Here is a 25,192-nt window from a genome sequence, read left to right as displayed (position 1 = left end):
ATACAAACATCAGAAAAAGTATAATCGAATCTAGCAAAATTACAAGGAAAATTTTCTGCTGGATTTGGTTTAAAACCTCTCTAATAGCTTCATACTAATAGTAAGATGCTACTCTACTATTCATAGAAAGAGTGAAATGAATGGAGCTAATGACGAACGAAAGGTTTCAACGAACACTTAAGTATGTAAGAGCCGCCCTTTTGATTGGCATGATTTTGGCGATTTTCCTACTTTCTTTATTTCTTGGTGTCTTATTATACGCCAAAATAAAAGGCCCACCACCTTTAGCTGTTCCTCAATCGACTCTCTATTATTCTGCTGATGAGGTGATTATTGGAGAGAGTAATAGTGGTGAGAAGCGCTATTGGGTCACACTCGATGACATCTCGCCTGCTCTGATTCAATCTACCCTCGCCGTAGAGGACAAAAGCTTTTATGATCATAATGGCTTTGATTTCAAACGAATTGCCGGCGCAGTATTAGCTGATGTTAAAGCGATGGCTAAAGTCCAAGGAGCTAGCACGATTACGCAACAGTACGCTCGAAATTTATATTTAAGCCATGATAAAACATGGCAACGAAAATTTAACGAAGCATTTTTTACAATCCGGATGGAAATGAATTATAGTAAAGCCGATATACTTGAAGGCTATTTAAACACGATTTATTACGGTCACGGTGCCTATGGAATCGAAGCTGCGAGTCAGTTCTATTTCGGTAAAAGCGCCAAAGAGCTTTCATTGGCTCAGTCAGCAATGCTTGCCGGAATTCCGAAAGCACCCGGTCATTACTCGCCAATCATAAACGAAGCAAAAGCAAAAGATAGACAAGCGATTGTATTATCCGAATTAGAGCGAGATGAAAAGATTACGCTGGCTGAGAAACAAGAAGCAAAACAGGAGGCGCTTGAGTACATCGGAAGGCATGAGCATTCTGTAAATGAAATTGCGGGTAGTTTTCAAGAAAGAGTCAAAAACATCCTCAAAAACCAGCTCAATATTGATGAAGCGGCACTTGAGTTGGGCGGATTAAGTATTTATACAACCTTAAATACGAAGCATCAAGAAGTTGCTGAAAAAGCGGTCAAGGATCATATGCCTGATACGGGACTTCAGGTCGGCTTCACATCGATTAATCCGAAAAATGGCTATGTGACCGCCATGGTAGGTGGTTTGGATTTTGAAGAAAGTCCGTTTAACCGAGCCGTCCAAGCCCAGCGCCAACCTGGTTCAACGATTAAGCCATTACTGTATTATGCAGCCTTAGAAACAGGGTTTACGCCCTCGACGACGATGAGAAGTGAATTAACCACCTTCAAATTCGACGATGGGCAAAGTGAATACACTCCTCATAATTATGACAATCGGTACGCTGATGGTTCAATCACCTTACCACAAGCCATTGGACTAAGTGATAATGTATTTGCAGTTAAAACCCATATGTTTATCGGAGAAGAGGCACTCGTTGATACGGCAAAAAAATTCGGACTAACCTCAGAAATCAAACCGAAACCTTCTGCAGCTCTCGGAACGTACGAAGCGTCGGTAATTGAGATGGTTAACGCCTATGCGTTATTAGCCAACGGTGGAAAAGAAATTCATCCCGTGTTCATTACAAAAGTAGTCTCTGCAGACGGAAAAATAATTTACGAGCACAAGCAGAAAAAAGAACAACTGCTGAACCCAGATTTAGCCTTTGTCCTCACCCATATGATGGAAGGTACCTTTGACCCTAAGTTAAATGAAGATTATGCTCGTGTAACCGGTAGTACGGTGCTAGATGAGATCACGCGTACCTACTCCGGTAAATCCGGAACAACTAATTGGGATAACTGGATGATCGGGTCCTCCCCTCAATTAACAGCAGGCGTCTGGACGGGGTATGATGACGGTAGCAGACTCACTAAAACCGAAGATAAGTATCCCGCTAAATATGTGTGGGCACAATTTATGGAAGAAGCGTTAAAAGAGGAACCTGTGAAAGAATTCAAACCAACGGGCAATGTGGTCGGCGTAATGATCGACCCTCATAACGGAAAACTCGCGACCGAGGATTGCCCGGTCGCCCGCGAAACATATTATGTAATAGGTACTGAGCCAGAAGAGTATTGTTATGACCATATTGAATCACCAACTGAACCTAAAGAGAAGAAAGACAAGAAAAAAGAAGGAAAATCCTTATTTGACCGATTTGTCGATTTCTTCTCGTAGAATTTCGACAGATGAAATCCTTTCCTACTGAAAACTTCTTCACTTCTAGATAAAAAGTAAGAAATCAGTTTTTTTGTTGCACTACCACTATAAAACAGTAAGAAACCTCGGGCGTGTGCACTGCCCGAGGTTTTTTCCGTTGAAGCATGGCCCGTCCCTCTTTTTCATACGATAGGAGGGGCTTTTGTTACGTCTAGTGGATTTTTTGTTGCACTAGCTCTCTTTTATGTTGCACAAATCAGTTTTTTTGTTGCACTGCACATAAAAAAGAAAAAACCTCAGGCTTGTGCGGAACCCGAGGTTTTTTCATGTCCTAGCTTTACATCTGTGCTGATGTGTTTTTAGTTTACTTTGTTTCCCTTCGTTGAGCAAGATGTGAACGAAGCTTTCAAAAAAATGTCATAGTTTGTTCACGTTATTGTAAAAATATAGGTTATTTTTCTAACCCTTTTTTTAATTCATCATTTGAAGCGTTCCACATATCCTCATTGTGACTTCTTAAGAATTCAGCTAATACTACTTTTGAACTTTCATCCATCTCGTCGACCATGATTTTACGCTTCAATGATTTGTCCATTTTATTCACATGATCTGGTAGAAATTTATAACCACGTCTTTTTTCACGGTTCACAACCATCTCGCAAGCCGTCACTCCTGCATAATACGGTCCCTCTTGCTTTCGATCAATCGTGACCCAGACTAACCAATACGCTTTTCCTCCTGCAGAATCATCGCGGTTGGTTGTGAACTTAATCCCCTTTTCAGCCACACTGCGGGCATGCATCGCCCCTACATCGATGACAGCTTCTTTTTCTTCTACATCAATAATCACGGGCGAAATATTGTCCAAGGTTAACGACCCTACCCCATACCCGCCATGTCCATCGGTCGGATCGTTTTTAATAATATTAAAGCCCACTTTTTTCTTTTTATTCTCTTCCATTTGTACATCCTCCTTTTCTTTAACTTTAATTCACTAAAAAAAACTACTATAAAACAAAATAAAAGCGTTATTGACAGTGGAGATTCCTATTTCTAAAAATGGCCAAATCGTATATTGGTCTAATGGTGTAATGACCATGATCAAGAAAATCACGATTCCATATTGTTCGTATTTAACTAGAGTTGGCCGAACTCTAGGCGAAACAAGATCTTCAATAATGCGGTAGCCATCTAGTGGAGGGAATGGCAATAAATTAAACACGAATAATAATATATTCAAGTAGCCCATTGTGTTAAAAAGATCAACTAAGAACGACATAATCTCTGAGCTTCCTCCAAAATTCACTAGGAGAAACAAGATTCCATATGAGATAAACGCAATAATAAAGTTGCTAAGCGGGCCAGCTGCGGTCACCAAAATACTATGTAAACGTGGTCGTCTCAAATTAAAACGATTGACCGGAACCGGACGTGCCCACCCAAATCCAGCGATTAAAATTAAAATCGTCCCAAATGGATCTAAATGTTGAATCGGATTGAGTGTTACCCTCCCCTTTTTTGCGGCGGTATCATCCCCAAATTTCAATGCTGTATAAGCATGAGCAAACTCATGAACCGTAAACGCTACAATCAGCGCGATAACGATAAATGGTAGCTCCTCTAACGAAAAACGTAATATGCTTTCTAAAAAGTCCAAGTCCTTCTACTCCTTCTAAGAAAATAATTATGTACGGTTGCTTGAATTCATTTGCTGAAAAAAATAGACTAGTAAAGAACAACTAATTTGATTGTACCAAATTTTGTACGCTGGAGGAATGAATCATGCCTTACGTTACGGTAAAAATGCTTGAAGGGCGCTCTGATGAACAAAAAAAAGCACTCGTTGAGAAGGTGACAAATGCTGTTAGCGAAACAACAGGTGCTCCTGAGGAAAAGATCGTCGTGTTTATTGAGGAAATGTCGAAGCAACATTATGCCGTTGGTGGCAAACGCTTAAGCGATGAGTAAGAGGATAAAACTAAAGGTGGCTTGAACGTCTTTTGTTATTTGATGGACCTCTAGCTGCTGGTGCTTGTTTTAGCCCCAAAATTCATTTTAGAAAAGGCTGACTTCCAACGAAAGTCAGCCTTTTCCTATCAAATCCAATTATTGAATTGTTTTCAACCCTTCAATATACGCATAGGCTTCATCAATTTCTTCCATCGTATATTTTTGCTTGCTCTTTAAAGTAAAAACTTTTTCCGCCACTTCCTCTTTGACAAGCTCGTCAAAATACAAAACAGTCGATACAAGCTCTAAAAAGCGAGAAGGCTCATCATTCATCTTCGATAGGCAAAGATCTAAATTCGGCATGTCCTGCTCATACAGAGTTAGAAAGTCCTTCCCCTCTTCTGTTACCGTGTATCGATATTGAAAGTAACCGCCCTTTTTCTCTTTCACTTCTTGAATAAAACCCATATCACAAAGCTCTTCTACTCTCTGTGTTAATTCCTCTGAATACGGTCCGAAAAAATGAAACTGAAACTTTTCTTGAAACGGAAAAGTCAGTTTTTTCGAAATATATATCATTTTTTGTAGCTTTTTGCGCCCGACTACTTCTCCAGAAGCCAGCAAAGCCCCAACGATTTTAGCATGATCTTTTAGCACATTGTTCATCTCCTACTTCTATACTTCTCAAGGATTAAGGCTGTTTTGGCAACAGGATATACTCCAGTTTACTAATAGGTATCGCAGCATCGTCTCGTAATTTTTCCAGACCGAAATCACACCGAAAAGAGACTAATTAAAAGATAAATCTAATATCTCCCGAATTTGTTTTTTGAGTTCGGGATGAGTTGAATCATCTGTTAGGAAATCTCCAGGAAAATAGAGTTTATGGTCGGTTCGCCTCTTCCCTGAAATTCCGCTCACAATGTGAGACTGTCTGGACAATTCTTTTAGCTCATTAGCTGGTGTTAATAGGTGAATTGGCAGACGTTCTTCCTCTTCGCCTGGACGATAAAAATCATATGGAAGATCCGACGATGAATCCATGACTAAGTAATAGTCAGGATCAATTCCAGCTTGTTGAAACAGCTTTTCTAGCTCTTTTGTTTTCTTGTACTCTTTAGCTGGATCGTATTCTACATATTTAAACAAGTTTCGATTCATAAATCGACAGGAAAGGTCTCGCAAAATAGCATCCTCTTCCTCCTGCCACATTTGGAAATAATAAAGAATAATGGCTTCATCTAAACGAATATAATCTTCAACCTCCACTTTTTCTTGAAACAACGAATAGAAATGAGTAGGATTTTGTTGAAACGTGTAACCATTTTCATATAGCCACTTCGCTCGATGTAGGATCTTCGTCAACACGACTTCAGCACTTCGCGTTACAGGGTGAAAATACACTTGCCAATACATTTGATAACGACTCATAATATAGTCCTCAACGGCATGCATTCCGCTTTGTTTAATCACGACTTGATCTTCACGAGGACGCATCACACGTAGTATGCGTTCCATATCAAAATGCCCATAGCTTACACCTGTAAAATAGGCATCTCGTTGCAAATAATCCATGCGATCAGCATCAATTTGACTAGAAATTAAACTGACGACTATTTTATTTTCTGAGGTTTTTTCGATAACTTCAGCGACTTTCTTGGGGAACTGCTCGTCCACACGTCGAAGACAAGAATTTACTTCCGTATCGCCCAAAATGATTCGTTGCGTGAAATGTTCATGATCTAGTTCAAACACTTTTTCAAAGGAATGAGAAAAGGGTCCATGGCCTAAATCATGAAGAAGAGCAGCACAAAGGGACAATAAACGATGATCTTCATTCCATTCGCGACGTCCTACAAACACGTCATCAATGATTCTACGAACAATTTCGTACACCCCTAACGAGTGATTAAAGCGACTATGCTCTGCTCCGTGAAAGGTAAGATAGGTCGTACCAAGCTGCTTAATCCGACGCAGTCTTTGAAACTCCCTCGTGCCAATTAGATCCCAGATCACGCGGTCACGAACATGGATATACCGATGAACAGGGTCTTTAAATACTTTTTCTTCATCTAATTTTTGCTTTGCGTACTCCATCGCTACCCCTCTTCCTATTTATCTTGCTTCTATTATAGCGATTTTATCTTTAACAATCATCTCGACCATGGCAATTCTATTTTCATTCTTTTCGACAAGTTGCAGAGAAATACCCTGACAAAAAATCACCTTCTCCTAAGAATTAATAAGAGAAGGCGACCGTATGATTTTTGTGTTCGTATAGAGAAAAAATTTATTTTTTTAACTTTTTTTTCACTTTTTCCATTAATTCTTCTTCTGTCAAAGCCGCAAGTGGGCGATTATTTACAAAAGCAAAAGTCTTTTTACGACCAGGGCCGCAATATGATTGGCATCCGACTTCTACAGATGCACAAGAATCAATCCCTTTTAACTTTGGTACTAATGTCTTTAAATTAACGGCTTGGCAGTCATCGCAAACTCGGAATTCGTTTGTCATATGACAACAACCCTTTCTATATAAAATGAAACTTCTAATTAACGGAATGTTTTCGTCTCTTTGAAATAACTAGTTCAATTAGTCGGATTTACAATCAAAAAAATCCGTATAAATTTCAATGAAATCTATCTCTTCACTTAGCAAATTGTACAGTTTATCGAAACTCATTGCAAGTTCCATCTTATGGCGTTTTTTTATTATGCCTAATAGGCTTAAATACAACCAAACTACTAGAATAAAAAAAATTTGACATATTGGTATGAAAAACTCTTCATCTGGTCAACCTAATAGTAGTAAACATGAAAGGAATGGGAGATGAGATGATGAAAACTAGACAAGATGCTTGGTCTGAAGAAGATGATTTATTACTAGCTGAAACGGTTCTACGACATGTACGAGAAGGAAGCACACAATTAAATGCCTTTGAAGAGGTTGGAGATAAACTAAATCGCACCTCCGCAGCCTGTGGATTTCGCTGGAATGCTGTCGTTCGCCATCAATACGAAAAAGCTCTTCAACTAGCAAAAAAGCAACGCAAACAACGTCAACGCATCCTAGGAAAAGATCAAGGTGGCAAGAAAAAATTACTCTATCAACCACCAACTCCATCATTTGAAGAACTAGAAGCCATTGAAATGGAAGCAAGTTCAGAAATGTCACCTGACTACCTAAACTTCACCACAGAACAAGAAGCTTCTCAAGAAGTAGAAGAACAAGTAAAAGTAACAAAAACAACAAAGCCCGCACCCGAAATCAAAGGAGATATGTCATTAGAAAAAGTCATTCTCTTTCTACAAAACCTCGGCTCTTCCAATTATCAATCTGATATATTGAAAAGCGAGAATCAAAGATTAAAACACGAAATTGCCGAACTCAGACGCCAAAATAACGAACTACAAAAGAAAGTAACCAGCCTAGAAAAAAACACCGTCACCATGCAAGAAGACTACGAAACCCTTATGCAAATCATGAACCGAGCTCGTAAACTCGTATTATTCGAAGAAGAAGAACGTCTAACCCCAACCTTCAAAATGGACAGAAACGGAAACCTCGAAAAAATGGCAGAGTAAAACAAAAAGCGGAAGTGGCTGCCCAGGGACGACAGGCAAATGTCCAAAAATCACAAACAACTTTATTCATAATCAAGCAGGCTAAGGCTCCCTCCATTGGCCTTTTCTATAAAAAAAGAAGCTGACCTCATTTTGGTCAGCTTCTTTTGTTTTGAAGAAACTGTTTTCGCAATGATTGTTGTTTTCCAACCAGTCAATAAATGGTGATATGGCATTGCTTGGGGAATCGTTTCTTCCATTTTTAATGGAATCAACAGTAAAATGGAGGATCTCATCTGAAATTAGATTAAATAGCCACAATGTATACGAAAAGAACCATACAAAAAGAGTCTTTGAAGAATATTTTTTCATCCTCATGAATCTTTTTTTCAAAGTATTCGTATGAATAACAAATAAACTTTTAGAGGAGAAATGATTGATGTATCAAGAAACCCTTCCCGCATCCCTATCCGCTGTTTTAAGAGCCTTCTCTGTTTCGTTGGCATTTGCCCTATTAGGGATGATAGCCGGAATATTCGTACCACCTGTTTTGTTTCTGCCGCTTATATTTGTTGAGTTAGGCATGTTAATTTTTGCGTTTTTCTTAAGAAGAAAAAAAGCCATCTCGTATACGTTCTTATATTCATTTACTTTTATATCAGGAATCACGACTTATCCCGTTATCGCTTATTACTTGCAAAGCATGGGCGCTGACCTCGTTTTACTTGGAATTGGAACTACCTTTGTTGTGTTCACAGGACTTGCGATTTTTGCCTCGACAACGAAGCGTGATCTTTCTTATTTAGGCGGGATTTTATTCGCAGCTCTATTAGCTTTAGTTGCGATAAGTGTTTTCAATATTTTCATCCCTATAAACGATACAGCTATGCTTGCGTTTTCATTTATTGGTGTTTTAGTTTTTAGTGGCTATGTTTTATACGACTTTAACCGGATGAAACAGCATGGAGTGTCTATGGAAGAAGTACCATTAATGGCGTTAAATTTATACTTGGATTTTGTTAACTTACTACTAAATATTCTCCGCATCTTTAATATTTTATCTACGAAAGATTGATTCTAGTTTCCCGAAATAGTCGCTGATGAAAGTGACAAAGACTCTGTTATGTGAACGAACATTTCATATACATTGTTGCAAGGAAATCTATAATTTTTCGTGAAACTTTGATTTTTTTAGAGATTACAAATTTGCCTGAACGGGAAAGCAATAAATTTTGCGAAAACAGCTGTTTTGAAGAAAAAAACGAAGTAACAAGCGACTTATTTATTCGCAATTGGTGGATTCCTTGGACTAATTATTGAACTAAGAAAGCGGCATTCACACTAGACAGCGGGGACAACTGCTTGAAAAAACGTCTAGAGTTAATTCTCTAGACGTTTTTCTTTACTCTTTTTTGGGAAAACTATTTCGACAATTGTCAGATTATTTTTCCGTTAACACTTTTTCATTCCGATCAATGACCCGGTTATAATATTGTTCATACAAAGCGACTTCTTCCCCTTGCAGGCTAGTAGAGATCAAGTTAGAGCTGTGATTTTTCAACGACTGTAAGAAGCGTAGCATGACGTCTTGCACACTTAAATCGGTTACTAACAACTCCGATAACGAAGCCATAACTTCCGGACGAATAGTAGGATAATCAAATTTAGTGGACGCCTGTTTTAACCCCTCTTCATAAAAGCGACCAATCAAGTGAGCACGTTCGCTTCCACTTCCAGTTACACATAAATAAATCTGCACCGCTACTCCGTTTCGAATTCGACGCTGTGAGATTCCGGCGAACTTCTTTCCACCGATGCTCAAATCATAGCTTCCTGGGCAATACGAACCAACGATTTCTTTTGCTTCAATCTCCACTGGAAAGTCGTTAAACATTTCTAAAATCAACTGAAGCATCGCCTCGTACCCTCTATTAATATCAATTCCCTTTTCTGTATCTGGAAATATCAATGAGAGATTAAGAACCCCTTCGTCTAGCACAACGGCCAAACCGCCTGAATTTCTGACAATATACTGGTAACCAGCTTCCTGTAAGACCGATAGTCCATCCGCTAAATAAGGAATTCTCGTATCAGTAATCCCTAGAACCACTGTATTATGATGAACCCATGCCCTTGCAGTTGGACTTGAGTTCCCAGTCCCAACGGATGTGCTAAGCGTATCGTCCATGGCAAACGATTGAAGGGCACCAAACATGGGACCTAAACTGCTCTGGTCAATGATTCGCCATTGAGGTTGCTGCAAAAGTGTAGCTTGATTTTTAATCGACATTGTTGCTGACTCCTTGTAATCCCGGCATTTTTGTTTCATCATTATAGCATATTTCTGAATGACTCTTTATTGGTTCACTGTGACTATTGACTTTCTCTTTCAAAAAATCCTCCATTTTGTCCCCCAAGAAATACAGGAATCGTATCTGTTTCACTCTATCTATACTGCTAATACAGTCATCATTAAGAAATAAGTAATTGTCATAGAGCTAGTCCCGAAACCCTATTAGAGTGTATTCTTTTTTCCATTTCAGAAGGAGCTTTTCGCATACATTGTTGTATTTTCTTTACTTGTTGAGGGATCCTTTAAGTTGCTGTTAAGTTCCATCAAAAACAAACGAAAAAATCCACGAAACAAAGTGATAACATAATTTATCAACTGACAAACCTTACGAAAACAGCGTTTCTAAAAGAAAAGAAGCTCATCTAGATGAGCTTCTTTTTCTGAATTATTGCAATGCTTGAGCGGCGGTAATCATCGCTAGTTTGTAAACGTCCTCTTGGTTACAGCCACGAGACAAATCATTGACTGGCGCGTTCAAACCTTGAAGGATTGGTCCTACTGCTTCAAAATTCCCTAAACGTTGAGCAATTTTGTATCCAATATTCCCTGCTTCGAGACTAGGGAAGATAAATACGTTGGCATCTCCTTGGATTGGAGAGTCCGGTGCTTTTTTCTGTGCAACCGACGGAACGAACGCAGCGTCAAATTGAAACTCTCCGTCTAAGATCAGCTGTGGTTCACGTTCTTTCGCAATGTGAACGGCATCCATTACTTTTTCCGTTTCCGGTGACTTAGCTGAGCCTTTTGTTGAGAAACTTAACATGGCGACACGCGGATCCATATTGAACATTTCGGCTGTTTTCGCACTCTCAAGAGCAATTTCTGCCAAGTCTTGTGCATCCGGCGAAATGTTAATGGCACAATCTGCAAATACGTACTTTTCATCGTTACGAACCATAATGAACACACCCGATGTTTTTCGAACGCCTTCTTTGGTTTTAATAATTTGAAGCGCCGGACGTACCGTTTCCGCTGTTGAGTGTGCGGCCCCACTTACAAGACCGTCTGCTAAGTTAGTGTAGACTAACATTGTTCCAAAATAATTTTCATCTTGGAGAATTTTACGGGCATCTTCTTCAGTTGCTTTTCCTTTTCGACGTTCAACAAAGGCAGCCACAAGCTCATCCATGCGAGCATAGCTAGCTGGGTCGTAAATTTCACAACCTTCAAGCTTAAGATTTAAATTTTCCGCTTTTGTCTCGACATCCTCTTTGTTTCCGATAATAATAGGCGTTAAAAGTCCATCTGCCGCTAACCGTCCCGCAGCCGTTAAAATACGCTCATCTAGTCCTTCTGGGAAAACAATTTTAAAGTTCTTTCCCTTGATATTTTCTTTAATTGAAGTAAACAAATCACTCATTGCAGCGTCCTCCTTAAGTTTCATTACTTTTAGAATACTCTTCTAGGCTATGATTTCAAGAAAAAGAGAGTTTGTTAGCGTTTTCACAATAAAAGTTTTTGTTTTCTGATTATTAACTCTTGCCTTATGTATCTCTTCATTAGTGTTTCCGCTTCTTTATTCTCTATGCAATGGGGGTTTTCCCTCTTTGGATTGTTTGTACACATGGAATATGGATAAAATATGATATAGTAAGAACTGAGTCGATTTTTTATTAGGAGTGATTAATAATGAGTGAACCAGCACAAACACTAGATGGTTGGTATTCCCTACATGATTTCCGTTCAATGGATTGGACGACTTGGAAAATGCTTTCAAGTGATGAGCGTGAATCTGCAATGTATGAATTCCTACAATTTTTAACTAAACTCAACGGCACGAAGGAAGGTAGCCATGCCCTCTATACCATAGTTGGGCAAAAAGCCGATTTCATGCTCATGATTCTTCGTCCTACAATGGAAGAATTAAATGAGCTAGAAACAGAATTTAATAAACTGACGATATCTGAGTATACGGTCCCAGCTTTCTCTTATGTTTCTGTTGTGGAATTGAGCAACTACTTACCATCTGATGAGGATCCATATGAGAATGCGCATGTTCGTTCTCGCCTTTATCCAGAATTACCGAAAGCAAAGCATATTTGCTTCTATCCAATGGACAAGCGTCGCCAGGGAGATGATAACTGGTATATGCTTCCAATGGAAGATCGTCGGAGCATGATGAGAAGTCACGGGATGATTGGTCGTCAATACGCTGGAAAAGTTAAACAAGTAATTACGGGTTCTGTCGGATTCGACGATTACGAATGGGGAGTCACCCTGTTTGCCGATGATGTACTTCAATTCAAAAAATTAGTTTACGAAATGCGTTTTGATGAAGTCAGCGCTCGCTTCGGAGAATTCGGAGCATTCTTCGTCGGAAACCTATTAGAAGAAAACCAAATTCACTCATACCTACATGTGAACTCCAAAGCGTAATCGCGCGGGTTGCGGCGTATGAAATTGTACCCTTCGTATGAAATATAGGAAACACGGAGAGCTTGCGATTCGATGTTGACTTATTGGAAGGAGAAGGGGGAAAGTTCACTAGCCGCTGCGCGATGAAGCTAGACGGACCAAAGCGTAATCGCGCGGGCTGCGGCGTATGAACTTGTACCCTTCGTATGAAATATAGGAAACACGGAGAGCTTGCGATTCGATGTTGACTTATTGGAAGGAGAAGGGGGAAAGTTCACTAGCCGCTGCATGGTTTTCACTGTCATTAAAATGAGATTTCTCACTAAACCTCACTTTGAAATAATTGTAAAAAAGCTTCCGCTTGCCGGAGGCTTTTTTTGTTTTCTTCTCATATTACCCATTTCTTCATCATATGAATGAACTAGTGATGGAAGGCTAAAAATGTTGATCACCGCCCGTTAGATTCCCGCTACTGTGGATGCTTATAGCTTGATTTGTTCAAACACAAACATTGAAGCTTGCCTTCAATTAGTCATCTTGAATCTGCTAGTAAGTGAGGTGAAAGTATGGGCGTTATACCTTATAACGAAGCTGACGTGAAAATACTGGCCCGTTTAATGCGCGCAGAAGCTGAAGGAGATGGACAGCTCGGCATGCTCATGGTAGGGAATGTAGGTGTTAACCGTGTTCGAGGAGACTGTCTAGATTTTAAAAACATTAAGAGCATCCGAAATATGGTGTATCAAAGTCCTGGAGGGTTTGAAGCTACACAAAAAGGCTATTTTTATCAAGCTCCTAGGCAAAAGGAGATCGATTTAGCTAGAAAGGCCCTCAAGGGTGGGCGATATCATCCTGCAAGTAATTCCTTATGGTTTTTCCGTCCAGAGGGAAACTGTCCTGATCAATGGTATAACCAATGGAATACCGGGCGCTACAAATCTCACTGTTTCTTTAAACCGACACAAGAAGACTGTAAAACAGTTTATTAATTGTAAAGGGGGAAAATATCTTGAATCAAGGTCAATATTACGGCTATAATCCACAAGCTTATTATCCAGGCTACAATCAGCCGCAGTACGGGGGAAATCAAGGAGGGATGCAAGTACCACCACCGACCAATGCACCCTCCCCTTCGCAAAATTTGCCTGGTCAATTACCTGTAGAAGAATCCTATATTGAAAATATTTTACGTTTAAACAAAGGAAAAGTCGCTACTATTTATATGACGTTTGAAAACAATAAAGAGTGGAACGCAAAAGTTTTCAAGGGCATCATTGAAACGGCTGGTCGAGACCACATCATCATTAGTGACCCCCAAACGGGAAAACGTTACTTATTACCGATGATTTATCTAGATTATATTACGTTTGATGAAGAAATTGACTACTTCCCTGGTACAGCACCCGTAGCTTATTCCCCTCGGTGATGGAAAGAAATAGCTGGGAAATCGGTTTCCAGTTTTGCCTTCCTTTAAAAATTGGTTACGAATAATCCCATTTTAAAAAGCGATTCTCCGATAAAGAGAATCGCTTTTCATGTTGTTACTTCCTGAAAAATCTAGAAAAAAATCCTTGTTTAGGTTCAACCATGATTTCCTCTTCCCAGTTTGTTAAACCATCAAAAAAAGTCTCGAAATTAGGAGCCAATTCAACAATCTGTTCATCATCAATATCGATAAATATGATAGGAGGCTCTTCTCTTCTCCGTCTGTAATCCATGGCAATCCATGTGTGTCCATCTCCCGATATTAACACAAGGTCGTTCGGTAAACCCCATTCCTTGATTAAATACCCACTCTCTAATATGCCTCCCTTCTCACCAATCCCTAAAATATGGTCGACATTCACATGATCTTCGGCCCAAGAAGTAGGAACACTCGATGGATGAGCGTCAAATTTGATGTAACCCCCATTTTGTTCTTTCAAAATATTAATGAATGATTTCGGAAGCTGAAGGTTTAATGATTCTTCTGCGTTCTTTATCATAGCATCTGTTAATGGTTCCAAGCGAAAATAATCGTTGTCCTCTTGCCAAATATTATTCTTCATTGCATTACTCCTTGAAAATATCATTTCCGCTTAATTTCGTGCATCCAATGACCTTTTTTAACCGTACTTTCAATCTATTAACCTATTCGATTTCAAATACTAGTGGACATTTGACTAGTTATCCAGCACTTCTCTTTGCTTTTGCACGACTTTCCGGAGTTTATGTACGTCTTCCCCACCGATATGCACCGCTTTTTCCTTTTATGCACATTTCAGCGATTATGCACCGCTACTCTTTGCTTTTGCACGACTTTCCCTGTTAAACCCATTTCAACAATGGCGAGTCCTACCTAAAATAGTTTCACTGCTGCGATCATTAACAACACCCATGCAGCTAGGAAAGCGACGCCGCCAAGAGGAGTTATCGCCCCTAAGACACTGATTTTAGTGAGGCTTAGAACGAATAAGCTACCGGAAAATAGAAGGATGCCGGCGAACATTAGCCAGCCGGACCATGATAAAAGTCCGCTTGCTGGGAATTGACCCAAGAGCACAGCTATTACAAGCAAGCCGATACTATGAAACATTTGATATTGTACAGCCGTTTGCCAAGTGTCAATGTATTTTGGTTCTAGTTTTCCTTCTAATGCATGAGCACCGAATGCACCAAATGCTACGGATAAAAAGGCATTAATTGCCCCGATTATAATAAATAGTTTCATTTTTTTACCTCTTCATTCCTTAAATTTTTAAAAATCAAAAAGAGAATCCCCATTCGCTCCATCGTCCGTTTTGAGTTTTGTGGTTTCTGTGACAACAACCGATTCGGATGAAGGCTGGGGTGTTGGCGAATTTCCTACCGTTTTTTGAAAGGCGACCGGACTCAATTCCGATTCAGATTCCTCTTCTAAGAGTACTTCGCATAGTGCTTTAATAACATGGAGGTGTTCACGAACTTGTGCCCCTCTTTTGGCTTTTTCTATTTCTTTTTCCATTCTTAATAGAATAGATTGGTGGCTAATATTCAAGCTAGCCCTCCTTTAGGATGGATTTACGATTCTTTCAAATCGGCTCAGATCGTCTTCAGATCCGAATACGACGACTTTATCGTTTGGTATTAATTTTACATCCGAAGCTGGATTGGTCATTAATTCTGATCCCCGCATAATTGCGACAATCGTAATTCCGTAAGTGTTCCGGACGGCTGATTCTGCCAAGGTTTTATTGATCAATTCACAGCCCTCGAGAATTAATAGTTCTTCTATGGCATACTCTTTCGTCCCAGAATGTAGCATCATATCTACATATTGTACACTTAACGGCTTTAACATAGACATCACCATTTGATTGCCGCCTAGGGAAGATGGGTTAATGACTTTGTCTGCTCCCGCTCGCGAAAGTTTATCCATTGACGAGCTTTTTTCTGCTCTTGCAACGATTTGAATATCTGGATTAAGTCCTTTAGCGGTTAAAGTCACGAACACATTATCGGCGTCGCTCGGAAAGGTCGAAATCAATCCAGCTGCTTTTTTAATTCCAGCATGTATAAGCAGATCATCATCAGTAGCATCCCCGACCAGATAAATCTCATGTGAATCCATGATGGCATCTAACCGGTCAGCGTCTTGATCGATATAGACGGCTTGGATTTCTTTTTTACGCATATGGGCTAAAACTTGCTCGCCCACTCTGCCGACTCCACACACGATAATATGGTTTTCAAGCTGTTTAATCTTGGTTTTCATTCTTTTTAGCCTCACAGTTTGGGAAAATTCCCCTTCAAGCAATAAAGTAGCAATTGATCCCATTGCATATGTCACAACACCAATCGCGATGGGAATAATCACTAACGCAAAGATTTTCCCCTGGAATGTTTGCGGGATCTGATCGCCATATCCGACCGTCAACACCGTCACCATCGTTAACCAAAGCGAATCGAAAAAGGATAGCTGTTCAAAATACATAAACCCGACGGAACCGATTAAGATAATTCCATTCATGATCAGAAAGCTATTTCCTAAGTGACGATATCGCTTCCGACGAATCATCGTTTTTTTCTCTTTATCAATGAGTCTTTTCTTTAACATTGGAAGGCTCCTCACAATCGGCCTTTATTTTTGCAGAAACTTCAAGCATGGTTGTCCGGATACTTTTCGAACATATTGTGAGGGAAGAACCTTCGTTTTAAAGCCATATGCCTTGCACCCTCTCGGACTTTTTTGATCCCATGTGACAAAAAAATACTGACATTGAAAACAATTCACTTTATTCGATTCTTTCATCCTCATCACCTACTTCGTCAAATCCCACTGTATTTCGGTTTTTCCTTGTTTCTTTAAGAGGCGATTGGTTTTAGAAAATGGTTGACTGCCAAAAAAACCTCGATACGCGGATAACGGACTAGGATGGGGTGCTTCGATTACAAAATGCCTGCTTTCATCAATCAGACGTTTTTTCATTTGGGAAGGTTTCCCCCACAGAATAAAGATAATCGGGTCTTCCCGGTTACTTAATAATGATATGATCTTGTCCGTCAGGGTTTCCCAACCTTTCATTTTATGAGAGTGAGCTTGACCCTTCCGCACCGTTAGCACGGTATTCATCATTAAAATCCCTTGCTCTGCCCAGGGCACTAGATAACCATCTTTAGGAGCCTGAGCCCCGACGTCTGTTTCTAGCTCTTTAAACAGATTGCGAAGAGACGGGGGATGAACCACTCCAGGTTTCACCGAAAAGCTCAATCCATGGGCTTGGTTCGGTCCGTGATAAGGATCTTGTCCGAGAATCACGACTTGAACATCTTGAAAAGAAGTCAGCTGAAAAGCTCGAAAAATATCCTTCTGTTCAGGATAAATTGTATAGTTTTCGTATTCTTCTTTTAAGAAACTTTGTAGGTCTTGATAATATTCTTGCTGAAACTCTTGTTGAAGTAAGGGTCCCCAGTCATTTTTCACTTCCACACTATCCCCCCCTATTCTACTTCAAATGAAGTTTTTACGGTATAGTCCAGTCTCTGAAAAAATTGCGTTAAGGATTTTTCTGCATTTTTCTCGGCAGCCACGAGCACACCTTGTGCAATCGCCTCTTCTTCAATAATTTTCTTCGCTTCTGAGGCAAGCTCAAACCCTTCCTCCCAATCGACTTCATTCCGGAAGACACCTTCGACTGAGTAGGTTTGGATCTTCTCTGTATCGATGCTGACATCTTGAAGCAACTCAGCATGTGGCAGTGTGATTTCGATGACTTTCTTTGCTTCGTCTATTTTAACATCCTGGTCTTGAATTTGTGTCAAATCGACTCCGGCAAGTACGGAGCCTGGCACAACAAGAAGAACCTTGCGCTTTGTTCCTGGAAAGTCAGCCGAGATTTCTTGTCCGAATAATTCATTATTTTCCTCTTCGATAACCGCTTTTACAAACGCCTGTGCCGTTGCTAGTGAATGTAACTCTTGAATTTCTTCTATGAAACTACCTGTTTCCGTTACTGTGTTGCTTCCTGAAAACCAGTAAATAATTCCTGCTCCTAACCCACCTAAAATAAGAATCATGCTGGTAAAAAACAGGAGCACTCTTTTCTTCCAAATTATCCAGAGAACGCCGCTCGTTTTTCTCATCAACGGAGGATTCATACTACTGGTAGCACTTTGTTCTCCCGCAGTTGCCTTTAATTCGTGTAATAATACTTCAATTTCTTTTATCTTTTCTGCTTGTCGATTATTCATAGCTCTCTCCCTCATCCGAAACATAACTCTATTACATTATAAGGAAAAGTGTCGAGAGATGGAATATAAGTATGCATTAAAGGGTATTTAATAGCTTACTACTGATATATGGAGGAGCAAATTATGAAAATAGCAAAAAATAGATGGGTTTGGTTTGTGTTCGTAACCAGTATTACTGTGCTTCTCGGCATTGTCGTTTACGTCCATACGACAAAAGCTCTTCCTGATGGCCTTTCCTATAAAGGCGATATTCATTATGTGGAGGATGTCGATTTTTTGTACGATTTAAGCTATGTGGATTCTACTGAACAACCTCAGCATGAGCTTCGTATTTTCAAAAGAATTAATGAGATGATTTTAGAAGCAGAAGAATTCGTAGTTATTGACTTATTTTTATTTAATAGTTATTACGATACAAAGAGTGACTTTCCACCAATTAGTGGCGAGTTAACCAACTCAATATTAACGGCAATGGAAAAGAAACCTGATCTCAAAGTGTTTTTTATTACCGATCCAATTAACCATGCTTACGGCTCTCACCACTCTGAAGAGCTTGAATTGTTAGAGGATTACGGTGTTGAAGTTATTTATACGGATTTAGTGAAATTACGAGATTCCAACCCCATTTATTCAAGTATATGGAGAACAGCATTTCAGTGGTTTCAATTTTACGAAAAAGGCGATGGCTGGTTGCCGAACCCGATGTCCAAGGATGCACCCGACATCACCTTTGGCTCGTATCTAGAAATGCTCAACATTAAAGCCAATCATCGCAAAATAGTAGCAACAGATCAATCAGCAATGATTTCATCAGCAAACCCTCATGATGAGAGCGGATATCATTCTAACATTGCGTTTGAGGTAGAAGGATCGATTATTTCTGATGTGATAGAAAGTGAACAAGCCGTGGCTACTTTTTCTGAAGGTATTGATCTTCCCGCAGTAGAAAAATCCAAAGAAACAGATGGTCCGATTGCGATCCGATTAGTTACCGAAGGAAAAATCCAGAAACAGCTTATTGAAGAACTCGATGCTGCTGAAACGGGAGATGAAGTATTTATTGGCATCTTCTACTTAGCCGACCGCGACGTGCTTGAAGCGATTATGAGGGCCGCAGACAAAGAAATCCCTGTTCATATCGTCATGGATTCAAATCAAAATGCCTTTGGTCAGGAAAAAACAGGCTTACCAAATATTCCTGTCTCAAAAGAGCTTCATGATTACAGTGACCTCATTGATATTCGCTGGTATAACACCGACATTGAGCAATACCACACGAAAATGACCTATATCAAAAAAGATGCAGAATCTGTTATTATCGGCGGGTCAGCAAATTATACCGGACGAAATTTAAATGATTTTAACTTAGAAAGTGATTTATGGATACAAGCTCCTAATGATTCGGAAGTTATTAAGGAGGTTCAAGATTATTTCGACCGTATCCTCTCCAATGAAGATGCCAAATATACCCTTACGTATGAAGAGAAGAAGCAAAGCCTACCAGTTTTTAAATATATGGTCTATCGCTTGCAAAAGTTTTTCTATTTTACTACCTACTAGATTTCAGCTGAAATGTTTACTCCCATGTGAAGCGGGTAAATAGTTAGTGTAAACAAAATTTCAAGGAGGAATTACTTTGTATAGAGTAGAAATCGTTGAAAATGGATTACAAGCACAAGAATTGATTTCTGGTTTTGAGATGGAAGGATATACGAAAGAGAATATTTACTTATTTGCACATGATACAAAACGATCAGAGCACTTAACTGAAGCAACAAATACAGAAGACATCGGAATCAAAGAACAAGGAATTTTTGAAACAATGGGCAATTACTTCCGTTCTCGTGGAGATGAATTACGCTCTAAAATGCGCTCAGTCGGTCTTTCCCAAGCCGAAGCAGAAAAATTTGAAGAAGAACTTGATAAGGGCAAACTTGTCATCGTAGCCTCGAAAGAAACAAGCGATATTGCCGGAACTAGAAATTACTAAGTCTGTAAAATTCAGAAGCAAACGCTAACATCTTGGGAGTTGCATCCCCCCCTTCGTTATTTGAAGGGGGTTTTTCATGTGCAAGCACAAAACTCGTTCCCTGTGTCCCCAAGTCAACTTTTCGCTTTTCAGAATCACTTTTAGTAAAATAGAAAAGAAGGATACGATTCTTCGTTAAGAAGGAGGAAAGATTATGAAGCCAATTATTGCTACTGAAGTGCAAGAGGCGATCAACACTTTTGCCACTCAGGACGTTTATATTCATATGGAAACCACTAATGGTGCATACGCGAGTCATTTTGATGAGGATTTTTTCTCGGCTGGTGCCTATATTCGAAATGCCAAGTGTACGTATGAACATGGTAAAGTCGCTGGAGAGGGTCCATTTCGTGTCGGCCTTAAGCTGGAAATAGGCTGGATTTACGCAGAAGGCTTAACACATTTCGAAATCGATGAGCAAAACCGACTGTTGATGGCTGGACACGGTCATGATGGAAAACTTGCGGTTGCCCTACAGATTAGCGCGACACCTTTCACCTAAAAAAGGCCCAAAGCGCCCGTATACCGGCTTGCGCTGGACACCAAAATCACATCAAATTTCATACTTTCTTACCTTTTTAATAGGCTATTCTCGTATACATTGTGGCTATTTCATCATATTTTTAATTAATCTTCCATTTCACTGTTGATTTCCATCAAAAATAAACGGATCTAGCTGCAGTGGCTAGCAGCTATGGGACAAATAACACCCAACTCCAAAGGTCAGGACCTTCTCCGTTGGATAACATTTGCCCGCCGCTGCTGGGCGAGCCACTTCCGCTTTTCCTGATCTAGCTACAGTGGCTTGCGGCTCGGGGTCAAATGAATAACCCTCCAGTGATGCAGGCATCACCTCCGAGTTCTTCATTTGCCTGACGCCGCAGGGCAGCCACTTTCGCTTTTCGTGATCCAGCTGCAGTGGCTTGCGGCTCGGGGTCAAATGGATAACCCTCCAGTGATGCAGGCATCACCTCCGAGTTCTTCATTTGCCTGACGCCGCAGGGCAGCCACTTCCGCTTTTCGTGATCCAGCTGCAGTGGCTTGCGGCTCGGGGTCAAATGAATAACCCTCCAGTGATGCAGGCATCACCTCCGAGTTCTTCATTTGCCTGACGCCGCAGGGCAGCCACTTTCGCTTTTCGTGATCCAGCTGCAGTGGCTTGCGGCTCGGGGTCAAATGGATAACCCTCCAGTGATGCAGGCATCACCTCCGAGTTCTTCATTTGCCTGACGCCGCAGGGCAGCCACTTCCGCTTTTCGTATATGATGCCCGAAACAAAGCTATTTCATAGATGAGAAACTGATTCGAAAAGCTACAAGCTTTGTGAAAATAGCCTTTTAATAAGTGATAGGTGAGAAACTGCACCATGAATAGCTAGGTTAAAACCTTAGGAGGAAAAATCATGGAAAAAGAAAAAAGCGTCCTCGTCATCTTTCCACATCCGGACGATGAAGCCTTCGGTGTGTCTGGGACGATTGCGTCACATGTAAAAGACGGAACACCTGTTACATATGCTTGCCTAACACTTGGAGAAATGGGAAGAAATTTAGGAAACCCGCCCTTTGCTACGCGTGAATCTTTGCCTTTGATTCGCCAAAAAGAACTCATAGCTGCTGCAAAGGCGATGGGAATACAAGATCTTCGTATGATGGGCTTGCGCGATAAAACGCTTGAATTTGAAGATGATACGAAAATGATGAAAATTGTCTCCCGGTTAATCGCTGAGATTCGACCTTCACTCATTATTAGCTTTTATCCCGACTACTCTGTTCACCCTGATCACGAAGCAACCGCCCGAGCAGTGGTTCGTGCCGTTAGAAACATTCCAGAAGGTCAGCGCCCAAAGCTGCACTGTGTGGCTTTTGCGAAAAATACCGAAGAGAACATCGGGAAACCAGATTTTGTTTACGACATCACCGCAGTCAAAGACGTGAAGCTTGCTGCAATGAAGGCGCATATTTCCCAAACTGCTTGGATGCTAAAAGAAATGGAAGAAAAATTAAAAAAGAATGATCCAGAAGCCCTTGCTTGGGTAACCAAGGAACGGTTTTGGAGTTATCAGTGGGACAATGATACCGTCAGTTAATTCTGATTTGGCAAAGATTGTTGTGGTTCACAGGGGCATTCAGCACAGGAACTGAATGGATTTAGGAGTTTTATGTCGTCCGTCTATCATCAGTCATTACCTATCACTAATTCTTTTCGTACCCATAGCCAAAACGTCTTTGAAAAGATTCTTTAATACAGTCCTATTCTTTTTCTTAGCTCCTTAAAAACACGAAGCAACCACCTGCTTCGTGTTTTTCTTATGGCTCTATTCGCATCGTTTGGTGCTATTGCATCCCAAAATACATGGCTTCAACATTTTTTCTTCAGTATTGGAATCTTTAGTGGGACAAAAAGCTGACCGAAACCCTTCTTTTTTCATCTTTACTAGACGAAGGCAAAAACATTCTTTATGATTCAAATTAAAATCCACTATTGGCGTACACCGCTTCAAGAATTAACTCACTTACTGCCTTATGATGATAAAATTGTTTAAAAGCGACAGTCTTGCTATTAAGCAATCGGGTCATTTAATGGAATAGCTTATTATTACAGAGTAGACGTATACTATGCAGTAAAGTTCTTCAATATTAAAGGGCTTTGTGAATAAATGTACTTAAGCCCTACAGTATGAAGCCATGCCAGCGGGGAGTCAGGATACTCATGAAGCTATCGAAGCAGCCAGAAATACTTTACGAGAAGTAAGAGTGATGACCTCGAGCATGATTGATCAGCCCGAGGAGTATTTCACAAAATGTGATCATAAATGATAGTTAACTAATGGACTAAGGAAGCAACATCCACTCAGATTAAAGGTTGTTTAGGGTGTGCTTGCTTGTTCTCTTGTAGAAAAATCTAAATCAGTGTAGGAGGTCCAAACTTTTTAACTTCACAGACAATATGACCTTTTGATTCAATAAACAACCAAAGTTGATTGATAGACTCTGATTCATACGATGGATTTACAATATAGAACGAACATCTTTCTTGTAATTGGGTAATAAAAAAATCAATCTCTTTCCTATCTACTTTTGAATATGAATGTCCTACTATAACGAAATGGTTTACTTGAAAATATTTAGTAAACTCAGTGTACGTTTTAAAGAGATTCTGAATCCATCCTAAATTCTCATGATAGTTTTCCTGTGTAGGTGGTATGATATCAGGTTGTTTTGGAATTCTCGTGTTTTCTTCATAAGGAACTGTTGTAATATAGCCATTTCCATAGGAGTCAAAAACTTGATTTCTACCTAAAACACTACCCCATGCGGATTGTTCATCTTCAAAGTGAATAAAATTTTTAGGAATTTCGAAATTAATTGAACCATGAGGCTTAAAGAAAGGTACTTCCTTTACAGGATTGTCAGTCCCAACCATGAAGTAACCTTTACTTGGAGAAGCTAATCTAAAGGATTTTTCTAAGACTAGATCGTAATTAAATGACACAAACCCAACAATATCTTTTCGGTTTTTTTCATCCACTGACTCCAGGACCATTTTACAAGGTTAGCATTATCGATTCTTGATTGTAATTTAGAATAAGCTAATGCCAAGAATCTTCTAAGATCTGATTCTCTTTTTGAAAAGTCCTTATCACTTAAATCAAACTCACCGTAATTTAGGAACTCATTCATAGAATCAAAATCACTTTGCCTTTCAGACAGTGGTAGCAATACATCTTTTATTGTACTTAGTTTACCTAGATAAGGTTCTAAATCTATTTCAGGGTTTCCAAATGATTTTAAAGGTGAAGAGGTATCTATATCCAAGTCTAAGTGATTCATTAGGTCTATGGTTAGTCCGTTACCAGCTAATATGCATACTCTTCTTTTTCGCATGATAAAACCTCCACTTTTATTCACTCAAGGTATATTTTACTATTTGTAGATGTTTTTATCACTAACAAGCGTTTGTCTAAAACTTGACTTTAAAAAGGCTCTTTTCGTAAGTATTGTTGCTTTTAATTATCATAAGGAAGAAATTACTTTTTATGGTATTATATAAACAAAGACATGTTCAGCTAAAGGGCAGCATTCTGAAGTTGTTATATAGGGAGGGGTCTTGTGGTATGTCTTTTTTATTCACTGTAATTTTTGGGATTATAGGAATTATATTATCAGGATTTTTAGAGGTTCCATCATTTATTGGACAAGGTTTTATTTTTGGAATTCTAATTGATTTGTATATAAAAGTAAACGAAACGTATAAAGAAATAGGAACTTGAAAATCGGATAACCGTTCTTAAAGTATCGAGGGCTCTCCAAGAATAAAGGAGAGCCCCTATCATTATGTCTTTCTTGGACCAGATTTAAAAATAGGATTTAATATATATTTATAGATAAATGTTCACTAGTGTTGCATAAATAATGTTTGAATTTTCAGTTTTATCATTTTTTCTGTTTAGAGCCAAAAAAGGAAATACCCAACTAAAGGTGGCTCCGTTCATTTGTTAATTATTTACAATTAGACTCAAGTGACGACAACAATTTGGTTTTAAGGAATCGCTTTTCCTTCAATCTTCCTAATCCAAATATGTGCTGATTTCCAGAATGCAGCCTTTAGATAACGGCTAATCTGTAAGGTTTTTCGCTTACTTCCAGTTTCAATTTGTACGAGTACATGTAGGCAAAAAACAATCAATGCGATAAATACTTGATTTTGAATAGCCCATTCACTTTGACCATAGAATTTTTTGATGCTGAGATGTTGCTTGATCCATTTGAAAAATAGTTCAATCGCCCATCTTGATTTATACATCTCTGAAATTTCTTCAGCACTCAAATCAAAACGATTCGTGATTAAGTGAAGGATATTTCCTTTTGTATCTAACACTTTTATTAGGCGAAAGTAATTTTCAGCACGGTTTTGAGTGGTACCTATCAACACCATTTGATCGGACAAAACAGCGGAATCCTCGAGATCGGCTCCTAAGGCGACAAAACAGGCTAGTTTACCACAACTATCCATGGTGAGTTTTGGCACGACTTTTAATGA

Annotated in this window: 32 protein-coding genes; 12 read left to right on the top strand and 20 right to left on the bottom strand. The window is 39.5% G+C overall.

All coding sequences use genetic code 11. From position 1 onward, the window contains the following. Positions 1-140: 140 nt before the first annotated feature. Positions 141-2,210 (top strand): transglycosylase domain-containing protein, encoded by a 2,070-nt coding sequence (locus U8D43_RS12060; RefSeq protein ID WP_335871432.1) that lies wholly within the window; start codon positions 141-143, stop codon positions 2,208-2,210. A 433-nt stretch (positions 2,211-2,643) separates the two neighbouring features. Here the strand turns inward: U8D43_RS12060 and U8D43_RS12055 are convergent, their stop codons facing one another. Next, positions 2,644-3,153 (bottom strand): YwhD family protein, encoded by a 510-nt coding sequence (locus tag U8D43_RS12055; protein WP_335871431.1) that lies wholly within the window; start codon positions 3,151-3,153, stop codon positions 2,644-2,646. Positions 3,154-3,186: 33 nt separating this feature from the next. Beyond that, positions 3,187-3,849 (bottom strand): site-2 protease family protein, encoded by a 663-nt coding sequence (locus U8D43_RS12050; protein WP_335871430.1) that lies wholly within the window; start codon positions 3,847-3,849, stop codon positions 3,187-3,189. Between the two features lie 125 nt (positions 3,850-3,974). On the opposite strand from U8D43_RS12050, the gene thmT reads away from it, so the two are divergent. Beyond that, positions 3,975-4,160, top strand: a complete 186-nt coding sequence (gene thmT, locus U8D43_RS12045; RefSeq protein ID WP_335871429.1) for a 2-hydroxymuconate tautomerase — start codon at positions 3,975-3,977, stop codon at positions 4,158-4,160. Positions 4,161-4,298: 138 nt separating this feature from the next. Here the strand turns inward: thmT and U8D43_RS12040 are convergent, their stop codons facing one another. The 3 genes from U8D43_RS12040 to U8D43_RS12030 all read right to left on the bottom strand — a co-directional run bounded on the left by U8D43_RS12040 (position 4,299) and on the right by U8D43_RS12030 (position 6,657). After that, positions 4,299-4,799, bottom strand: a complete 501-nt coding sequence (locus U8D43_RS12040; protein WP_335871428.1) for a YwgA family protein — start codon at positions 4,797-4,799, stop codon at positions 4,299-4,301. Positions 4,800-4,931: 132 nt separating this feature from the next. Next, the gene (locus tag U8D43_RS12035; protein WP_335871427.1) at positions 4,932-6,239 is read right to left on the bottom strand and encodes an HD domain-containing protein; all 1,308 of its coding nucleotides are present in this window, start codon (positions 6,237-6,239) and stop codon (positions 4,932-4,934) included. 193 nt (positions 6,240-6,432) lie between these two features. Continuing rightward, positions 6,433-6,657, bottom strand: coding sequence for a YuzB family protein (locus U8D43_RS12030; RefSeq protein ID WP_335871426.1), 225 nt, complete (start codon positions 6,655-6,657; stop codon positions 6,433-6,435). 320 nt (positions 6,658-6,977) lie between these two features. On the opposite strand from U8D43_RS12030, the gene U8D43_RS12025 reads away from it, so the two are divergent. Both U8D43_RS12025 and U8D43_RS12020 read left to right on the top strand, forming a co-directional pair. After that, positions 6,978-7,727, top strand: a complete 750-nt coding sequence (locus U8D43_RS12025; protein WP_442893600.1) for an RsfA family transcriptional regulator — start codon at positions 6,978-6,980, stop codon at positions 7,725-7,727. A gap of 418 nt (positions 7,728-8,145) precedes the next feature. Then, on the top strand, positions 8,146-8,781 hold the full coding sequence (locus U8D43_RS12020; RefSeq protein ID WP_335871424.1) for a Bax inhibitor-1/YccA family protein: 636 nt from the start codon (positions 8,146-8,148) through the stop codon (positions 8,779-8,781). 366 nt (positions 8,782-9,147) lie between these two features. Here the strand turns inward: U8D43_RS12020 and lipL are convergent, their stop codons facing one another. Both lipL and pta read right to left on the bottom strand, forming a co-directional pair. Then, positions 9,148-9,996 (bottom strand): octanoyl-[GcvH]:protein N-octanoyltransferase, encoded by an 849-nt coding sequence (gene lipL, locus U8D43_RS12015; RefSeq protein WP_335871423.1) that lies wholly within the window; start codon positions 9,994-9,996, stop codon positions 9,148-9,150. 448 nt (positions 9,997-10,444) lie between these two features. Beyond that, the gene (gene pta / locus U8D43_RS12010; RefSeq protein ID WP_335871422.1) at positions 10,445-11,419 is read right to left on the bottom strand and encodes a phosphate acetyltransferase; all 975 of its coding nucleotides are present in this window, start codon (positions 11,417-11,419) and stop codon (positions 10,445-10,447) included. A 269-nt stretch (positions 11,420-11,688) separates the two neighbouring features. On the opposite strand from pta, the gene hemQ reads away from it, so the two are divergent. From hemQ to gerQ, 3 genes are all read left to right on the top strand, one after another. Next, on the top strand, positions 11,689-12,435 hold the full coding sequence (gene hemQ / locus U8D43_RS12005) for a hydrogen peroxide-dependent heme synthase (RefSeq protein ID WP_335871421.1): 747 nt from the start codon (positions 11,689-11,691) through the stop codon (positions 12,433-12,435). Positions 12,436-12,980: 545 nt separating this feature from the next. After that, complete coding sequence (locus tag U8D43_RS12000; RefSeq protein ID WP_335871420.1) at positions 12,981-13,403, top strand: cell wall hydrolase; 423 nt, start codon at positions 12,981-12,983, stop codon at positions 13,401-13,403. A gap of 20 nt (positions 13,404-13,423) precedes the next feature. Beyond that, on the top strand, positions 13,424-13,840 hold the full coding sequence (gene gerQ / locus U8D43_RS11995; RefSeq protein WP_335871419.1) for a spore coat protein GerQ: 417 nt from the start codon (positions 13,424-13,426) through the stop codon (positions 13,838-13,840). A gap of 115 nt (positions 13,841-13,955) precedes the next feature. On the opposite strand, the gene U8D43_RS11990 is transcribed toward gerQ, so the two are convergent. The 6 genes from U8D43_RS11990 to U8D43_RS11960 form a co-directional block, all read right to left on the bottom strand. Continuing rightward, complete coding sequence (locus tag U8D43_RS11990) at positions 13,956-14,462, bottom strand: SMI1/KNR4 family protein (RefSeq protein ID WP_335871418.1); 507 nt, start codon at positions 14,460-14,462, stop codon at positions 13,956-13,958. 290 nt (positions 14,463-14,752) lie between these two features. Then, complete coding sequence (locus tag U8D43_RS11985) at positions 14,753-15,124, bottom strand: DUF423 domain-containing protein (protein WP_335871417.1); 372 nt, start codon at positions 15,122-15,124, stop codon at positions 14,753-14,755. 27 nt (positions 15,125-15,151) lie between these two features. Further along, positions 15,152-15,430 (bottom strand): YwdI family protein, encoded by a 279-nt coding sequence (locus tag U8D43_RS11980; RefSeq protein WP_335871416.1) that lies wholly within the window; start codon positions 15,428-15,430, stop codon positions 15,152-15,154. Positions 15,431-15,442: 12 nt separating this feature from the next. Continuing rightward, entirely contained in the window at positions 15,443-16,489 is a 1,047-nt protein-coding gene (locus tag U8D43_RS11975; RefSeq protein ID WP_335871415.1) for a potassium channel family protein, read from the bottom strand. A gap of 204 nt (positions 16,490-16,693) precedes the next feature. Continuing rightward, entirely contained in the window at positions 16,694-17,362 is a 669-nt protein-coding gene (locus U8D43_RS11965; RefSeq protein WP_335871413.1) for a uracil-DNA glycosylase, read from the bottom strand. A gap of 11 nt (positions 17,363-17,373) precedes the next feature. Next, a complete protein-coding gene (locus tag U8D43_RS11960) occupies positions 17,374-18,123 on the bottom strand; it encodes a DUF4230 domain-containing protein (protein ID WP_335871412.1) in 750 nt (249 codons plus the stop codon). Positions 18,124-18,246: 123 nt separating this feature from the next. Here U8D43_RS11960 and U8D43_RS11955 point away from each other — a divergent pair, with 123 nt between their 5' ends. The 3 genes from U8D43_RS11955 (at position 18,247) to U8D43_RS11945 (ending at position 20,654) form a co-directional block, all read left to right on the top strand. Next, positions 18,247-19,683, top strand: a complete 1,437-nt coding sequence (locus U8D43_RS11955) for a phospholipase D family protein (protein WP_335871411.1) — start codon at positions 18,247-18,249, stop codon at positions 19,681-19,683. Positions 19,684-19,759: 76 nt separating this feature from the next. After that, positions 19,760-20,113 (top strand): YflT domain-containing protein, encoded by a 354-nt coding sequence (locus tag U8D43_RS11950; RefSeq protein WP_335871410.1) that lies wholly within the window; start codon positions 19,760-19,762, stop codon positions 20,111-20,113. 193 nt (positions 20,114-20,306) lie between these two features. After that, complete coding sequence (locus U8D43_RS11945; protein WP_335871409.1) at positions 20,307-20,654, top strand: YojF family protein; 348 nt, start codon at positions 20,307-20,309, stop codon at positions 20,652-20,654. A gap of 183 nt (positions 20,655-20,837) precedes the next feature. Here U8D43_RS11945 and U8D43_RS11940 read toward each other — a convergent pair whose 3' ends face one another. The 4 genes from U8D43_RS11940 to U8D43_RS11925 are packed head-to-tail and all read right to left on the bottom strand — an operon-like array spanning position 20,838 to position 21,374. Next, complete coding sequence (locus tag U8D43_RS11940; RefSeq protein ID WP_335871408.1) at positions 20,838-21,020, bottom strand: hypothetical protein; 183 nt, start codon at positions 21,018-21,020, stop codon at positions 20,838-20,840. Continuing rightward, a complete protein-coding gene (locus tag U8D43_RS11935) occupies positions 20,971-21,138 on the bottom strand; it encodes a hypothetical protein (RefSeq protein ID WP_335871406.1) in 168 nt (55 codons plus the stop codon). The genes U8D43_RS11940 and U8D43_RS11935 overlap by 50 nt, the downstream gene beginning before the upstream one ends. Further along, positions 21,089-21,256 (bottom strand): hypothetical protein, encoded by a 168-nt coding sequence (locus tag U8D43_RS11930; protein WP_335871407.1) that lies wholly within the window; start codon positions 21,254-21,256, stop codon positions 21,089-21,091. The genes U8D43_RS11935 and U8D43_RS11930 overlap by 50 nt, the downstream gene beginning before the upstream one ends. Continuing rightward, positions 21,207-21,374: a hypothetical protein gene (locus tag U8D43_RS11925; RefSeq protein ID WP_335871406.1), complete on the bottom strand. Its 168-nt coding sequence runs from the start codon at positions 21,372-21,374 to the stop codon at positions 21,207-21,209. Before U8D43_RS11925 ends, U8D43_RS11930 begins: the two co-directional genes overlap by 50 nt. Before the next feature lie 180 nt (positions 21,375-21,554). Here U8D43_RS11925 and bshB2 point away from each other — a divergent pair, with 180 nt between their 5' ends. Continuing rightward, a complete protein-coding gene (gene bshB2 / locus U8D43_RS11920; protein WP_335871405.1) occupies positions 21,555-22,238 on the top strand; it encodes a bacillithiol biosynthesis deacetylase BshB2 in 684 nt (227 codons plus the stop codon). Positions 22,239-23,053: 815 nt separating this feature from the next. Here the strand turns inward: bshB2 and U8D43_RS11915 are convergent. Both U8D43_RS11915 and U8D43_RS11910 read right to left on the bottom strand, forming a co-directional pair. Continuing rightward, the gene (locus tag U8D43_RS11915) at positions 23,054-23,680 is read right to left on the bottom strand and encodes a hypothetical protein (RefSeq protein WP_335871404.1); all 627 of its coding nucleotides are present in this window, start codon (positions 23,678-23,680) and stop codon (positions 23,054-23,056) included. Next, on the bottom strand, positions 23,623-24,036 hold the full coding sequence (locus U8D43_RS11910; RefSeq protein ID WP_335871403.1) for a hypothetical protein: 414 nt from the start codon (positions 24,034-24,036) through the stop codon (positions 23,623-23,625). The genes U8D43_RS11915 and U8D43_RS11910 overlap by 58 nt, the downstream gene beginning before the upstream one ends. 230 nt (positions 24,037-24,266) lie before the next feature. On the opposite strand from U8D43_RS11910, the gene U8D43_RS11905 reads away from it, so the two are divergent. Next, complete coding sequence (locus tag U8D43_RS11905) at positions 24,267-24,422, top strand: hypothetical protein (protein ID WP_335871402.1); 156 nt, start codon at positions 24,267-24,269, stop codon at positions 24,420-24,422. A gap of 269 nt (positions 24,423-24,691) precedes the next feature. Here U8D43_RS11905 and U8D43_RS11900 read toward each other — a convergent pair. Continuing rightward, positions 24,692-25,192 (bottom strand): transposase (locus U8D43_RS11900; protein ID WP_335871401.1); only part of this gene is annotated, 501 nt, incomplete at its 5' end.

The sequence above is a fragment of the Bacillus sp. 2205SS5-2 genome, assembly GCF_037024155.1.
In the GTDB taxonomy this organism is placed as follows: Bacteria; Bacillota; Bacilli; order Bacillales; family Bacillaceae_K; genus Bacillus_CI.
Note: the sequence above shows the minus strand (reverse complement) of the source record. Positions and strands in the feature narration are given on the sequence as shown.

Bases quoted from the DNA above. Each gene is read 5' to 3' on its own strand.
- U8D43_RS12060 (WP_335871432.1), top strand. From the start codon at position 141: ATGGAGCTAATGACGAACGAAAGGTTTCAACGAACACTTAAGTATGTA.
- U8D43_RS12055 (WP_335871431.1), bottom strand. From the start codon at position 3,153: ATGGAAGAGAATAAAAAGAAAAAAGTGGGCTTTAATATTATTAAAAAC.
- thmT (WP_335871429.1), top strand. From the start codon at position 3,975: ATGCCTTACGTTACGGTAAAAATGCTTGAAGGGCGCTCTGATGAACAA.
- U8D43_RS12035 (WP_335871427.1), bottom strand. From the start codon at position 6,239: ATGGAGTACGCAAAGCAAAAATTAGATGAAGAAAAAGTATTTAAAGAC.
- U8D43_RS12030 (WP_335871426.1), bottom strand. From the start codon at position 6,657: ATGACAAACGAATTCCGAGTTTGCGATGACTGCCAAGCCGTTAATTTA.
- U8D43_RS12025 (WP_442893600.1), top strand. From the start codon at position 6,978: ATGATGAAAACTAGACAAGATGCTTGGTCTGAAGAAGATGATTTATTA.
- U8D43_RS12020 (WP_335871424.1), top strand. From the start codon at position 8,146: ATGTATCAAGAAACCCTTCCCGCATCCCTATCCGCTGTTTTAAGAGCC.
- lipL (WP_335871423.1), bottom strand. From the start codon at position 9,996: ATGTCGATTAAAAATCAAGCTACACTTTTGCAGCAACCTCAATGGCGA.
- pta (WP_335871422.1), bottom strand. From the start codon at position 11,419: ATGAGTGATTTGTTTACTTCAATTAAAGAAAATATCAAGGGAAAGAAC.
- hemQ (WP_335871421.1), top strand. From the start codon at position 11,689: ATGAGTGAACCAGCACAAACACTAGATGGTTGGTATTCCCTACATGAT.
- U8D43_RS12000 (WP_335871420.1), top strand. From the start codon at position 12,981: ATGGGCGTTATACCTTATAACGAAGCTGACGTGAAAATACTGGCCCGT.
- U8D43_RS11990 (WP_335871418.1), bottom strand. From the start codon at position 14,462: ATGAAGAATAATATTTGGCAAGAGGACAACGATTATTTTCGCTTGGAA.
- U8D43_RS11985 (WP_335871417.1), bottom strand. From the start codon at position 15,124: ATGAAACTATTTATTATAATCGGGGCAATTAATGCCTTTTTATCCGTA.
- U8D43_RS11975 (WP_335871415.1), bottom strand. From the start codon at position 16,489: ATGTTAAAGAAAAGACTCATTGATAAAGAGAAAAAAACGATGATTCGT.
- U8D43_RS11960 (WP_335871412.1), bottom strand. From the start codon at position 18,123: ATGAATAATCGACAAGCAGAAAAGATAAAAGAAATTGAAGTATTATTA.
- U8D43_RS11955 (WP_335871411.1), top strand. From the start codon at position 18,247: ATGAAAATAGCAAAAAATAGATGGGTTTGGTTTGTGTTCGTAACCAGT.
- U8D43_RS11945 (WP_335871409.1), top strand. From the start codon at position 20,307: ATGAAGCCAATTATTGCTACTGAAGTGCAAGAGGCGATCAACACTTTT.
- U8D43_RS11940 (WP_335871408.1), bottom strand. From the start codon at position 21,020: ATGAAGAACTCGGAGGTGATGCCTGCATCACTGGAGGGTTATTCATTT.
- U8D43_RS11935 (WP_335871406.1), bottom strand. From the start codon at position 21,138: ATGAAGAACTCGGAGGTGATGCCTGCATCACTGGAGGGTTATCCATTT.
- U8D43_RS11930 (WP_335871407.1), bottom strand. From the start codon at position 21,256: ATGAAGAACTCGGAGGTGATGCCTGCATCACTGGAGGGTTATTCATTT.
- U8D43_RS11925 (WP_335871406.1), bottom strand. From the start codon at position 21,374: ATGAAGAACTCGGAGGTGATGCCTGCATCACTGGAGGGTTATCCATTT.
- bshB2 (WP_335871405.1), top strand. From the start codon at position 21,555: ATGGAAAAAGAAAAAAGCGTCCTCGTCATCTTTCCACATCCGGACGAT.
- U8D43_RS11910 (WP_335871403.1), bottom strand. From the start codon at position 24,036: ATGCGAAAAAGAAGAGTATGCATATTAGCTGGTAACGGACTAACCATA.
- U8D43_RS11905 (WP_335871402.1), top strand. From the start codon at position 24,267: ATGTCTTTTTTATTCACTGTAATTTTTGGGATTATAGGAATTATATTA.